The following is an 11,844-nucleotide window of genomic DNA, read 5'->3' as shown; positions in this document are numbered from 1 at the left end:
CCTGCTGCTGGAAAGATGCCCGTGACCCGTCTTCTTCCCCTTCTCCTGGCTGGCCTGGCGCTGGCGACCGCCCCGGCCCAAGCGGCACCCGACGCCACGACGGCACCCCGCGCCGCCAACGGCCAGCCCCTGACGCTGGAACGGGTGGTCATGCTGGTGCGCCACGGTGTGCGCGCACCCCTGGATACCGAGGCGGCCCCCGGGCTGGCCCAGGGACCGTGGCCATCCTGGCCGGTGGAGCCCAGCCACCTCACGCCGCACGGCGCCGCCGCCGCGACGCTGATGGGCACCTATCAGCGCCAGTGGCTGGCCGCAAACGGCCTGCTGCCGGCCCAGGGCTGCCCCACCCCGAACCAGGTGGCGATCTGGACCAATTCGGCGGAGCGCACCATCCGCACGGGTGAGGCCATGGCCAAGGGCCTGGCGCCGGACTGCCCGCTGACCGTGGGGCACAAGCCGCCGGGCACGCTGGACCCGCTGTTCGACCCGTTCGAGGCGGGGGCCGCCACCGTGGATGCCGCCGCCGCCGTGAAGGCCATGGAGCCGGAGATGGGCGACGTGCGCAACGCCTCGACCTACCTGGTGCCGGCCATCGCCCTGACGGCCCGCGGCCTGGGCTGCGACCAGGCCACGCCGGCCTGCGATCTGGTTCAGATGCGCACCACCATCACGCCCAGCGCCGACAACCACGGCGTCGACCTGCGCGGCCCCGTGGCCCAGACCGCCGGGGCGGCCCAGATCTTCATCCTGCAGTACCTGGAGGGCATGCCGTCGGACCAGGTGGCCTGGGGCCGTTTCGGCGCCGTCCAGGGCCTGAGCGACGCGCTGGCGCAGATTTCCCGCCTGCACGGCCTGCAGTTCGACGTCTTCGCCCGCAACGCCTACATGGCGCCGCGCAAGGCCGTCGCCCTGGCCCCGCGCATGGCGGAGGCGCTGACCGGCGCCGGCCAGCCGCCCGTCACCCTGCTGGTGGGCCATGACGACAACATCGCCGCCATCGCCGGCCTGCTGGGCGTGCACTTCCAGGTCCAGGGCTATGGCGAGGACGATCCGCCCGTGGGTGGCGGCCTGCGGCTGGAACTGTGGCGCGACACCGCCGGTCAGGCCCTGGTCCGCGTCGCCTATGTCGCCCAGACGCCGGACCAGGTGCGCGCCCTGGCGCCGCTGAGCCTGGCCAGCCCACCGTGGAGCGCCGTGCTGCCCCTGCCCGGCTGCGGTGCGCTGTGCCCCGTCAAGACCGTGGCCGACAAGCTGTCGGTCGCCCCCTGATCTCCCGCCCGGAAAGACCGCCCACCATGATGGATCGCCGTTCGCTTCTTCGCCATGCGCTGGGCGGTGCCGCCCTGGCCGGCCTGCCGCCCGCCCTGGCCCGTGCCGCCGCCATTCCCGCCGACGTGCGCACCGGCACCATCGAGGATGTGGCCCACATCGTCGTGCTGATGCAGGAGAACCGGGGCTTCGATCATTATTTCGGCACTCTGTCGGGCGTCTGCGGCTTTGGCGACCGCTTCCCCATCCCGGTGCCGCCGGGCCCGGAGGGGCAGCCCCTGACCGTCTGGGACCAGCGTGACCGCACCGATCCGCACCCGCGCCTGGTCAATCCCTTCCACCTGTCGACCAAGGCGCATTTCGACCTGATGCGCATGCTGGGGACACCGCACCAGTGGGCCAACGCCCAGGCCGCCTGGGACAACGGCCGCATGGCGCATTGGCCGGAGGCCAAGACCCAGCGCGCCATGGGCTACTACACGCGGGAGGACATCCCCTTCCAGTTCGCCATGGCGGAGGCGTTCACGATCTGCGACGCCTATCACTGCGCCATGCACACGGGCACCAACACCAACCGCCTGTTCCTGTGGACGGGCACCAACGACCCGCACGGCAAGGGCGGCGGGCCGGCCATCGACAACCCCGATGACGACCTGACGAAGCCGGACGCGGCCAGCACCCCGCGCTTTTCCTGGACCACATACCCGGAACGGCTGGAGGCGGCGGGCATCAGCTGGGGCCATTACCAGGACATGGCCGACAATTTCGGCGACAACCCGCTGGCCAATTTCCTGCAATACCGCGCCGCCTATCGCGGCGATCCCGGCTCCCGCGCCGTCTTGCGGGAAAAAGGCCTGTCCACCCGGGCGCTGGACAAGCTGCGCGAGGATGTGTTGGCCGACCGCCTGCCCCAGATCTCCTGGGTCGTGGGCACGGAGGAAGGGTCGGAACACCCCGGCCCCTCCAGCCCGGCGCAGGGGGCGGCCTACACCGCCCAGGTCATCGACGCGCTGACCGCCAACCCCAAGGTGTGGGCGCGCACCGTGCTGTTCATCACCTTCGATGAGAACGACGGCTTCTTCGACCATGTGCCGCCGCCGGCCCCGCCCTCGCCCGACCCGGACGCCCCCGGCGGCTTCGCCGGCGCCAGCACGGCGGTGACGGACGACGACTATCACCGGCTGAAGGCCCCCGGCGCCGATGGCGACGATTTGAACCTGCGCGGCCGTCCCTACGGCCTGGGCCCGCGCGTGCCCTGCTACATCCTGTCCCCCTGGTCGCGCGGCGGCTGGGTGCATTCGGAGGTGGCGGACCACACCTCCATCATCCGCTTCATGGAGCGGCGCTTCGGCGTGATGGAGCCCAACATCTCCGCCTGGCGGCGGGCGGTGTGCGGCGACCTGCTGACCGCCTTCGACTTCAAGACGCCCAACGCCAAGTTGGCCGCCCTGCCGGACACGGTGCCCACCCGCGACCGCGCCCGCGCCATCGTCGGCCAGACGGTGCCGGAAACGCCGGTGGCCCCGCCCCATCCGCTGCAGGAGGCCGGGACCCGGCCATCACGCCGGCTGCGCTACGCCCTGGAGGTCGGCGACCATCTGGACGCGGCCGCCGGCATCCTGCGCCTGGATTTCTCGGCCGGCGCCGGCCAGGGTGCCGTGTTTCATGTCTATGACCGGCTGCGGCTGGACGCCATCCCCCGCCGCTATACGGTGGAGGCCGGCCGCACGCTGTCGGGCGATTGGCACCTGTCGGGGCCGGACGGCGCCTATGACCTGTGGGTGCGCGGCCCCAACGGCTTCCACCGCGCCTTCACCGGCACCCGCGCGGGCGCCGCCGGGATCGGCTGGGCGGTGGAGGGCGATGCCCTGCGCGTCACCGTGGCCCCCGGCACGGGCGTGAGCGTCCAGCCCGCCGCCTATCCGGACCACCACCGCCCCTGGACGCCGGGGCCGGAGGGCGGCGTCATGCGCTGGCCGCTGCGCCCCACATCCGGCTGGTACGACCTGGTCATCACCGGCGACCACATCCAGCGCCGCCTGGCCGGCCGCGCCGACGGCGACTGGCCCGCCACCACCGACCCGGCCATCGGATCTACGCGTCCGGCATGAAGGTCGTGCGGGCGGCCTTCACCGCCTCGACGATGAAGTCGGAGGTGATGCGCACCCGCGCCAGCGCGCGCAGGTCGGAATGGACGATCAGCCAGAACGACCGGGTCAGGGACACCGTGTCCGCCAGGACGCGGCGCAAGCGCGGATCCTGCCCCGCCATGAAGCAGGGCAGGACGCACAGCCCCTGCCCCGCCAGGGTCATCTGGTACTGGGCCAGCAGGTTGGAACTGGTGATGCTGGGCGACAGGTCCTTTTCGATCAGGGGGATGTAGTCCAGCTCCGGCGCGTAGATCAACTCCCCGATGTAGCCGATCAGGCGATGGTCGCGCAGGTCGGCCCGGCGCTGCGGCGCCCCGCGCCGGTCCAGGTAAGCCTGCGCCGCGTACAGGCCCAACTGATAGTCCGTCAGCTTGCGGGCGTGCAGCCGGCCCTCGCGCGGTGGGGCCAGGCCGATGGCGATGTCCGCCTCGCGCTTGGTCAGGCTGAACAGCCGGGGCGTGGTCACCAGCTCCACCAGCAGATCCGGATGGGCCGCCCCCAGGTCGCCCAGGCGCGGCGCCAGGAAGACGGTGCCGAAGCCGTCGGGCGCGCCGATGCGCACGCTGCCCGCCACCTTGAGGCTGGATCCCGCCACCTCCCCCAGGATGCCCAGCGCCACAGATTCCATGGCCTGGGCGGAGACCAGCAGCTTCTCCCCTGGGGGGTCAGGGCATAGCCCTGGACGCTGCGGGTGAACAGTTGGGTTTGCAGGGTGCGTTCCAGATCAGCGATGCGGCGGCTGAGGGTGGAATGGTCGACGCCCAGGCGCCGGGCCGCCGCCGTCAGCTTGCCCGCCCGCACCACCGCCAGGAAGGATTGCAGGGCGTCCCAGTCAAATGAGCTTTCCATATGGGAATTCCCGCACAGCCAGAGGTGAATTCAACGCCCTGTACGTGCAGGAATATGAATACTCGACTGGCGCAAAACAACCATGGCAGGCGGAGCGCGCATGACCCGGGACCGACCCATTTCATCACGGCCGTCCTGTGTCGGGCGCGTCTAGCCGTACCAAGACCAAGACGGTCACCTAGCACCTGGCCCTCCGGCAGCAAGGGGGGCGCCGGCTTCGTCATCCCCACGATGGGATGAGGCTTATGGAGATGGGGCCGGCCTCAGGTCGGCTGGCCCCGCCCCACCGCTAGCTCCATGAAGGTCAGGTCCAGCCAGCGGCCGAACTTGGTGCCGGCTTGCGAGAACACACCGGCGGTGCGGAAGCCGACCTTGGCGTGCAGGGCGATGGAGATGGCGTTTTCGCTGGCGATGGCCGCGATCATGCGGTGGATGCCGCGCTCCCCCGCGCAGGCCACCAGGGCGCGCAGCAGCGCCTCGCCCACCCCGCGCCCCTGGGCCTGGGGCGCCACATAGACGGAATTCTCCACCGAGTGGCGGAATCCATCGAAGGGGCGCCAGTCGCCATAGGCGGCATAGCCCACCACCTGTCCCTCCGCCACCGCCACCAGCACCGGGAAGTTCCGGGCCATGCGCGCCTCGAACCACTGGCGGCGGTTCTCCAGATCCACCTGCACGTCGTTCCAGATGGCCGTCGTGTGCACCACCGCGTGGTTGTAGATGACGCGGATGCCCTCCAGATCGTCCAGGGTGGCCGGGCGGATGGTAACGGTCTGGGTCATCGCGGGCGATCCGTTCACTATAGTTTCATCGCGTCCACTATGTGATACGATGCCGGTGTCGGCAAGCGGGGTTTTGAGGACGATGCCAGGAAACGGGCCCAATGGCGGTGATGAGCTGGATGCGCGGCTGGGCGCCCGCATCCGGGTGGAGCGTGAGGCCCGCGGCTGGTCGCTGACCGACCTGTCGGAGCGGGCCGGTGTGTCGCGCGCCATGATCAATAAGATCGAGCGCGCGGAAAGCAGCCCCACCGCCTCCCTCCTGGGCCGACTGTCGGGCGCCTTTGGCCTGACCCTGTCGGCCCTGCTGGCGCGGGCGGAGGATGACGGGCGCCGCCGCCTGCTGCGGGCCGGGGAGCAGCGCAGCTGGCGCGACCCCGCCACCGGCTATGTCCGCCGCCTGGTGGCGCCGCCGCCGGGGTCCGACATGCCGTTGGAATTGGTGCATATCGACCTGCCGGCCGGCGCGCGCGTGCCCTTCCCCGCCTCGGCCTACGCCTTCACCCGCCACATCATCCATGTGCTGTCCAATGAGCTAACCTTCACCGAAGGCGACATCGAGCACCGCCTGGCGGCCGGCGACAGTCTGGAACTGGGCCCGCCGGCCGACTGCGTGTTCGAGAACCGGGGCGATCGCCCTTGCACCTACCTGGTGCTGATCCTTCAGCCCTAGGGCCGCCGATTGGGTGTCTAGGTCGTCCGCCGCCAAGGCTCAGCCCAAGGTTCGATGGTCAGGGGGCGGCATAGCCCCCAGGTTCCTGGTCCCGACCCGGCTTCCTTCGGCCCAGGACCACCATGACCGATGCCTCCCGCAGCCGCCGCTTCCATCCCGCCTCGCTGGACGCGGTCAACTTCCTGCTGGCCGACGTGCGCGGCGCCTTGGGCCCCTTCCTCAACGTCTTCCTGGTGACCCAGCAGGGCTGGAGCCAATCGGCCGTCGGCGTCATGACCATGGTCAGCGGCCTGGTCGGCCTCATGGCGCAGACGCCGGCGGGGGCGGCCATCGACGCCACCACGGCCAAGCGCGCCGTGATGGTGGCGACCCTGGTGGTCCTGGCGGCCGGCACCGGCGTCATCTACGCCTGGCCGGACTTCTGGCCCGTGCTGGTGGCCAACAGCGTCCTGGCCGCCGTCGGCGACGTGCTGGGCCCCGCCGTCGCGGCGCTGACCCTGGGCCTGTTCGCGCGCCAGCAATTGGCGGCGCGCATGGGGCGTAACGCCGCCTGGGACCATGCCGGCAACGTCTTCATCGCCCTGGTCGCCGGGGCCGTCGGCCGGGTGTTCGACCAACGGTCCGTCTTCCTGTTGGGGCCGGCGTTCGCCATCCTGGCCATCGTGGCCGTCCTGTCCATTCCCGGACCCGCCATCGACCACCAGCGCGCCAAGGGGGCCGATGGCCATGAGGCCGGGGACGGCCCGCCCGCCTGGCGCACCCCCGCCTGGCGCACCCCCGCTTGGCGCACCGTGGTGGGATGCCGGCCGCTGATGGTGTTCAGCTTCTGCGCCCTGCTGTTCCACTTCGCCAACGCCCCGTTGCTGCCGCTGGTGGGGCAGAAGCTGGCCGCGGCCAACCCTGCCTGGGCCACCGCCCTCATGTCCGCCTGCATCATCGCGGCGCAACTGGTCATGCTGCCGGTGGCGCTGTTCAGCGGTTGGCGGGCCGACCGCTGGGGGCGCAAGCCCTTGCTGCTGGTGGGCTTCGCCATCCTGCCCATCCGCGCCGTGCTCTACACCCTGTCCGACGACAGCGCCTGGCTGGTGGCGGTGCAACTGCTGGACGGCGTGGGCGCCGGCATCCACGGCGCCCTGACACCCCTGGTGGCGGCGGACCTGATGCGCGGCACCGGCCGCTACAACCTGGCGCTGGGCGTCATCGCCACCGTGCAGGGCGTGGGTGCCGCCGTCAGCGGCCTGGCCGCCGGCGTGCTGATCGACCATTTCGGCTACCGCCTCACGTTCCTGGCGCTGGGTGCCGCCGCCGCCGTCGCACTCGCCACCCTGGCGGCGACCTTTCCCGAGACGGCGTCGGGCCCCGAAACGGCGTCGGGCAAGAACGGCTGCGCCGCTTAAGCGAAATCCGTCGATCGCGTCAGATCCTCCCACGCCGCGATCTCCGCCGCCAGTGCCGCCAGCTTGTCGCGCACCAAGGCCAGGGCGTCGGTGCCCAGCAGCAGGTGCGCCGGCGGCGCCTCCGCCGCCACCAGGGCCAGCAGCGCCTGGGCGGCCTTGGCGGGATCGCCGGCCTGGCGGCCGCTCTTCTCCTCCCGCGCCTGGCGCACGGGATCGAACAGGCGATCGTAGTCCGCGATGGCGCGGGCCGAACGGACCATGGAGCGGCCGGCCCAATCGGTGCGGAAGGACCCCGGCGCCACCGCCGTCACCCGGATACCCAGGTCGCGCACCTCCTTGGCCAGCACCTCGCTGACGCCTTCCAGCGCGAACTTGCTGCCGCAGTAGTAGGCCAGGCCGGGCATGGTGATGAAGCCGCCCATGGAGGTGATGTTGACGATGTGCCCAGCCCGCCGCCCGCGCATGAACGGCAGCACCGCCTGGATCATGGCGACGGCGCCGAAGACGTTGACGTCGAACTGCCGCCGCATCTCCGCCAGCGGCGATTCCTCCAGGATGCCCTCGTGGCCATAGCCGGCATTGTTGACCAGCACGGCGATAGGGCCGACATCCCGCTCCACCCTCGCCACGGCTGGCGCGATGGCGTCGGTGTCGGTGATGTCCAGCGGGATGGCGTGGGCGCGGGTATCGTGTAGGGCGGTGAAGGCCTGGGCGTCCGCCGCGCGCCGGACGGTACCCACCACGGTATGGCCGGCCGCCAGTGCGGCCTCCGAGAAGGCGCGGCCGAAGCCGCTGCTGACGCCGGTGATCAGGAAAATCTTGGATTGGGTCATGGGGACACCCCAGCGCTGGTTGAGATGCGCGGGAGTGGGCCACAGCCACTGGAACTGCGGTATGCTACATAAACTCGATGCGCCTGTTAGCTGGAGAGATAGAATGCGCGGCAGTGAATTCGCCGACCTGCGGGCCTTCGCCATGATCGCGGAACAGGGGAACTTCTCCCGGGCCGCGGCCCAGCTGCGGGTCACCCCGTCGGCGCTCAGCCAGACCATCCGCGGGCTGGAGGAACGGCTGGGCGTCGCCCTGTTCAACCGCACGACCCGCAGCACCGCCCTGACCGAGGCCGGCGCCCGATTGCTGGCGGGGTTCAAGCCAGCCCTGGAGCAGATGGAGGCGGCGGTGGCCGACGTCGGCAACCTGCGCGGCACGGCCACCGGCACGGTGCGCCTGCATCTGCCCCGGCTGGCGGCGGCCACGCTGGTGGAACCGGTGCTGGGCCGCTTCCACGCTGCCCATCCCGACATCGTGCTGGAACTGGCCATCGACGACGCGGTGGTGGACATCGTGGAGGCTGGGTTCGACGTCGGCATCACCCTGGGTGAATTGCTGGCCAAGGACATGGTGGCGGTGAAGCTGGGCCCAGATCTGCATCAGGTGGCCGTGGCCTCGCCCGACTACATCGCCCGCCATGGCCAGCCCAGAACGCCCGCCGACCTGCACGCCCATCGCTGCATCAATTGGCGCAAGCCCGGCAGCGGCAAGCTGTACAATTGGGAATTCCAGGCCGACGGCCGCTGGTTCGCCGTGGCGGTGGAGGGGCCGCTGGTGGTGTCCCACCGCGACACGGCCCTGGCGGCGGCGGCCCAGGGAGTGGGCATCGCCTTCGCCTATTGGTCGGACCGGTGGATGAAGCCGCTGATCGACCAGGGCGCCCTGGTGCCGCTGTTACAGGAGTACTCGCCCCCCTTCCCCGGCTGGTACCTGTATTATCCCAAGCAGCGCCACACCCCGCCGTCGGTGCGGGCGCTGGTGGATTTCCTACGGCGCACGGCGCAAGAGCCAGTGGTTTGATCATTTCAAATGGCAATTACTGAAATAGAAATTCATGTGATTATGTGATTATCAGGACGCCGTTATCCTCCCGGGCATCGCCACCACGGGAGTGACAACCGATGCTGATCGCGCACTACAGCCACCGCCTGACGGCCGACCACGACCTGGACATCCTGCGCAAGCGGGCCGAGACCAACGCCGCCCGCTGGGCCGCCATGCCAGAGCTGTACTTCAAGGGCTTCCTGCTGCGGGAGGCAGGCCGGCACGGCGCCATCGCCAACGCCTATTCCGCCCTGTACCTGTGGCGGCATGATGCCGCCTTCCGCGATTTCCTGGTGCACAACCGCTACAAGACCGTCACCGACACCTTCGGCCGGGCTGACATCGACGTGCGCGTGGCGCTGGACGCGCGCAGGGGCCGCGCCCGTGACGCCCGTTTCGCCGTGGTGGACAACGTGCCCATCGGCGTGGACACCGCCCTGGGCGGGCTTTGGGCGGATGAGATCGCCCTGAATCGCGAGGTGGCGGACGATGAGGCCACGGTCGCCGCCACCGTGGGCGTGGATGCCCGCACCTGGACCCTGACCCGGGTTCGCCTGACGGCGGAGGCGCCCGTGAACCCGCCTGCCACGGCCGTGACCTATCAGGTGCTGCGGTTGGCCCGGCCGCTGCTGGAAACGCTGCCCTCAAGCCGGCAGGAGTAAGGGCGCCAACTGGAAGCGCTGGAACCGGCCCAGCGCTTCCTCGATGGCGGCCTTGAGCGCGGGTCGCTCCGGCACCATCCAGGTCCAGCGTTGCACCAGCAGGCGGCCGGCCTGGCGGTCGGTCTTGAGATCCAGGGCCGCCACGATCTCGTCCCCCACCAGCACCGGTAGGGCGAAATAGCCCAACACCCGCTTGGCCGCCGGCACATAGGCCTCGAACCGGTGGACATAGCCGAAGATGGCCTCCAGCCGCTTGCGCTGAATGACCAGGGGATCGAAAGGCGACAGGATGTGCACCAAATCGGTCGGCACGGGCGGCAACGGCCGTTCCAGCGCCCCGGCCTCGGCCCAATGGGGCACCTTCTCCGCGCCGGTGAGGATCACCGGCCTCAGCCGGCGGGCGCGTACCGCCTTCTCGATCAACGGCAGGATTTGGGCCTTCAGGCCCAGATTGCCGTAGCAGATGGAATCCAGGCTGACGACCCCTTGGCTGCGCAGCGCGCGGTTCAGCAGGTAGTCGGCCACCTGCCCCGGCGTCGCCGCGCGGGGCCGCCGTTCCCAGCCGAAATGGCGGTCGGTCAGCTCATAGGCTTTCAGCATGCCGTCGCGGCGGGAGATGGTGAGGTCACCGTTGTAGAAGCCGAAGTTCAGCAGGCGCTTGGACGGCTTGCGGCTGGCCCACAGGTGCTCCTTCTCCACCAGCACCTCATCGTCGATGTCGCGGATGCTGAGCGCCCCCTCCTCCCCGATGCGGCGCAGCAGGGCGGTGTAGTCGCGCCGGTTGATGGCGGCGTAGTGGGGCGGCGGGTTATCGCGAATCTGGCGCATGTCCGGCGCGAAATAGCGATAGTCGGCCGTGGGGATGTAGGCCAGGGCGTGGGCCCAGTATTCAAAGACGGACTTGTCCACCGACTGCGCCGCCGCCAGATCACCCCGGACGTAGTCGGGGATACGGGTTTGCAGGATGTGATGATGGCTGCGCTCGATGACGTTGATGGTGTCGATCTGGACATAGCCCAGATGCTCGGTCGCCAGCTTCACGGCCTCCGGCCCCGCACCGAACGGGGCCGGCTCCAGCAAGCGCTGGGCCGCCAGCCACAGGTGGCGGGCGCGGGAGGCGGAAATCTCGACGGGCGTACTAGGCATCAGGCCGGATCCTCTGAGGCGCGGGGATGGTCTTATAACGGTCGGCGGCGGCACCCGCTGTGACGCGTGCCCGATGATGACCATACGATGCATCCCCCTTGACGCCCGCCGCCCCGCCGGGCCCATAGTCGCCCGCGTTCAAGCCTTAAGGAAGTCCCTGGTGAGCGAAGCGCCCTCGACCCTCCCTGCCCACACCCTGCACATCTGCGTCACCTGCCGGCCCAAGGGCGCCCCGCCGGAGGCCGTGCGCGACGGCCGGCTGCTGTACGAGGCGGTGGCCACCCTGCACGCCGACTGGCCTGGCCGCGCCCAAGTGGCCCTGAACGGGGTGGAGTGCATGAGCGGCTGCGACCGCGCCTGCACCGTGGCCCTGTCGGGCCCGGGCAAGCCCAGCTACCTGTTCTGCGACAAGACGCCGACGGCCGAAACCGCCGCCGCCGCCCTGGACCTGGCCGCCCAATACGCCGCCAGCGAGACCGGCGTGCTGATGCGCGGCGACCGCCCCGGCCCCTTCCGCTCCGGCATCCTGGCCAAGATTCCGCCGGCCGTCCTTTGACGAGCGGCCACCGGATGCGGGCCGTTCCCCACGTTTTCCTGGCAAAATCCAGGCCGGGAAAATGGTTCGCCTTTTGACGTGAATCAATGTCCTTCTTCCACAACCGTGACCCCATGCGGAAGTGTCCAGGGATGAAGGGGACGAAGCCGTGCGGGTCAGCGGGGTCTATCTGTTCAGGGCGACAGCGGCGGCAATATTCTTGCTGTTGGCGCTCGTCCTGAACAGCACGCCCGCCATCGCATGCGATGGGCTTCAGGACACGACGGTGGCAAGTCCATCCAGCGATCCGTTTTCGCCGGCCTATCAAGTCAGTCCGGCGGTCGCTGCGCCCGACGTGACCGCCCGGGGCGATATTGGCGCCCAGCTTGACTCCATCAACGGTATGCCGGATCCGGCCTTCGGTCGCGCGGGCCACTGCCCGTGCTGCGCTTCCCATTGCTGTTGCGGTTCAAACGCCTTCATCTCTCCCGCATCGGCGGGACTTCCCA

Annotated in this window: 11 protein-coding genes and 1 pseudogene; 7 read left to right on the top strand and 5 right to left on the bottom strand. The window is 70.1% G+C overall.

Translation table 11 applies throughout. From position 1 onward, the window contains the following. The first annotated feature begins 21 nt into the window (after positions 1-21). Together UAJ10_RS04125 and UAJ10_RS04120 are read left to right on the top strand one after the other, a co-directional pair. Positions 22-1,269, top strand: coding sequence for a histidine-type phosphatase (locus UAJ10_RS04125; RefSeq protein ID WP_322914091.1), 1,248 nt, complete (start codon positions 22-24; stop codon positions 1,267-1,269). Between the two features lie 26 nt (positions 1,270-1,295). Beyond that, positions 1,296-3,380: a phosphocholine-specific phospholipase C gene (locus UAJ10_RS04120; RefSeq protein ID WP_322914090.1), complete on the top strand. Its 2,085-nt coding sequence runs from the start codon at positions 1,296-1,298 to the stop codon at positions 3,378-3,380. Here the strand turns inward: UAJ10_RS04120 and UAJ10_RS04115 are convergent. The 3 genes and pseudogenes from UAJ10_RS04115 to UAJ10_RS04105 form a co-directional block, all read right to left on the bottom strand. Next, positions 3,364-4,047 carry a substrate binding domain-containing protein gene (locus tag UAJ10_RS04115; RefSeq protein WP_322914089.1) on the bottom strand — a complete coding sequence of 228 codons (684 nt, stop codon included), beginning with the start codon at positions 4,045-4,047 and terminating at the stop codon, positions 3,364-3,366. The genes UAJ10_RS04120 and UAJ10_RS04115 overlap by 17 nt on opposite strands. 83 nt (positions 4,048-4,130) lie before the next feature. Further along, positions 4,131-4,268, bottom strand: a pseudogene (locus UAJ10_RS04110) (LysR family transcriptional regulator); the annotation flags it as partial. Positions 4,269-4,531: 263 nt separating this feature from the next. Beyond that, on the bottom strand, positions 4,532-5,050 hold the full coding sequence (locus UAJ10_RS04105; protein ID WP_322914088.1) for a GNAT family N-acetyltransferase: 519 nt from the start codon (positions 5,048-5,050) through the stop codon (positions 4,532-4,534). Between the two features lie 82 nt (positions 5,051-5,132). On the opposite strand from UAJ10_RS04105, the gene UAJ10_RS04100 reads away from it, so the two are divergent. Together UAJ10_RS04100 and UAJ10_RS04095 are read left to right on the top strand one after the other, a co-directional pair. After that, on the top strand, positions 5,133-5,720 hold the full coding sequence (locus tag UAJ10_RS04100; RefSeq protein ID WP_322914087.1) for a helix-turn-helix domain-containing protein: 588 nt from the start codon (positions 5,133-5,135) through the stop codon (positions 5,718-5,720). 122 nt (positions 5,721-5,842) lie between these two features. Then, on the top strand, positions 5,843-7,117 hold the full coding sequence (locus tag UAJ10_RS04095; protein WP_322914086.1) for an MFS transporter: 1,275 nt from the start codon (positions 5,843-5,845) through the stop codon (positions 7,115-7,117). Here the strand turns inward: UAJ10_RS04095 and UAJ10_RS04090 are convergent. Continuing rightward, complete coding sequence (locus UAJ10_RS04090) at positions 7,114-7,950, bottom strand: oxidoreductase (protein WP_322914085.1); 837 nt, start codon at positions 7,948-7,950, stop codon at positions 7,114-7,116. The two genes, UAJ10_RS04095 and UAJ10_RS04090, sit on opposite strands and share 4 nt — an antisense overlap. 103 nt (positions 7,951-8,053) lie before the next feature. Between UAJ10_RS04090 and UAJ10_RS04085 the strand changes: the two genes are divergently transcribed. After that, positions 8,054-8,968, top strand: coding sequence for a LysR family transcriptional regulator (locus UAJ10_RS04085; RefSeq protein ID WP_322914084.1), 915 nt, complete (start codon positions 8,054-8,056; stop codon positions 8,966-8,968). Positions 8,969-9,069: 101 nt separating this feature from the next. Beyond that, positions 9,070-9,654, top strand: coding sequence for a DUF4865 family protein (locus UAJ10_RS04080; protein ID WP_322914083.1), 585 nt, complete (start codon positions 9,070-9,072; stop codon positions 9,652-9,654). Here the strand turns inward: UAJ10_RS04080 and UAJ10_RS04075 are convergent. Beyond that, the gene (locus tag UAJ10_RS04075) at positions 9,637-10,800 is read right to left on the bottom strand and encodes a winged helix-turn-helix domain-containing protein (RefSeq protein WP_322914082.1); all 1,164 of its coding nucleotides are present in this window, start codon (positions 10,798-10,800) and stop codon (positions 9,637-9,639) included. The two genes, UAJ10_RS04080 and UAJ10_RS04075, sit on opposite strands and share 18 nt — an antisense overlap. 160 nt (positions 10,801-10,960) lie before the next feature. On the opposite strand from UAJ10_RS04075, the gene UAJ10_RS04070 reads away from it, so the two are divergent. Further along, positions 10,961-11,356 carry a DUF1636 domain-containing protein gene (locus UAJ10_RS04070; RefSeq protein WP_322914081.1) on the top strand — a complete coding sequence of 132 codons (396 nt, stop codon included), beginning with the start codon at positions 10,961-10,963 and terminating at the stop codon, positions 11,354-11,356. Positions 11,357-11,844 lie beyond the last annotated feature (488 nt).

It is taken from the genome of Nitrospirillum guaranorum, assembly GCF_034653275.1.
Classification (GTDB): Bacteria; Pseudomonadota; Alphaproteobacteria; order Azospirillales; family Azospirillaceae; genus Nitrospirillum.
Note: the sequence above shows the minus strand (reverse complement) of the source record. Positions and strands in the feature narration are given on the sequence as shown.

Coding starts and splice junctions, on each gene's coding strand:
- UAJ10_RS04120 (WP_322914090.1), top strand. CDS start 1,296: ATGATGGATCGCCGTTCGCTTCTTCGCCATGCGCTGGGCGGTGCCGCC.
- UAJ10_RS04115 (WP_322914089.1), bottom strand. CDS start 4,047: ATGGAATCTGTGGCGCTGGGCATCCTGGGGGAGGTGGCGGGATCCAGC.
- UAJ10_RS04105 (WP_322914088.1), bottom strand. CDS start 5,050: ATGACCCAGACCGTTACCATCCGCCCGGCCACCCTGGACGATCTGGAG.
- UAJ10_RS04100 (WP_322914087.1), top strand. CDS start 5,133: ATGCCAGGAAACGGGCCCAATGGCGGTGATGAGCTGGATGCGCGGCTG.
- UAJ10_RS04095 (WP_322914086.1), top strand. CDS start 5,843: ATGACCGATGCCTCCCGCAGCCGCCGCTTCCATCCCGCCTCGCTGGAC.
- UAJ10_RS04090 (WP_322914085.1), bottom strand. CDS start 7,950: ATGACCCAATCCAAGATTTTCCTGATCACCGGCGTCAGCAGCGGCTTC.
- UAJ10_RS04085 (WP_322914084.1), top strand. CDS start 8,054: ATGCGCGGCAGTGAATTCGCCGACCTGCGGGCCTTCGCCATGATCGCG.
- UAJ10_RS04080 (WP_322914083.1), top strand. CDS start 9,070: ATGCTGATCGCGCACTACAGCCACCGCCTGACGGCCGACCACGACCTG.
- UAJ10_RS04075 (WP_322914082.1), bottom strand. CDS start 10,800: ATGCCTAGTACGCCCGTCGAGATTTCCGCCTCCCGCGCCCGCCACCTG.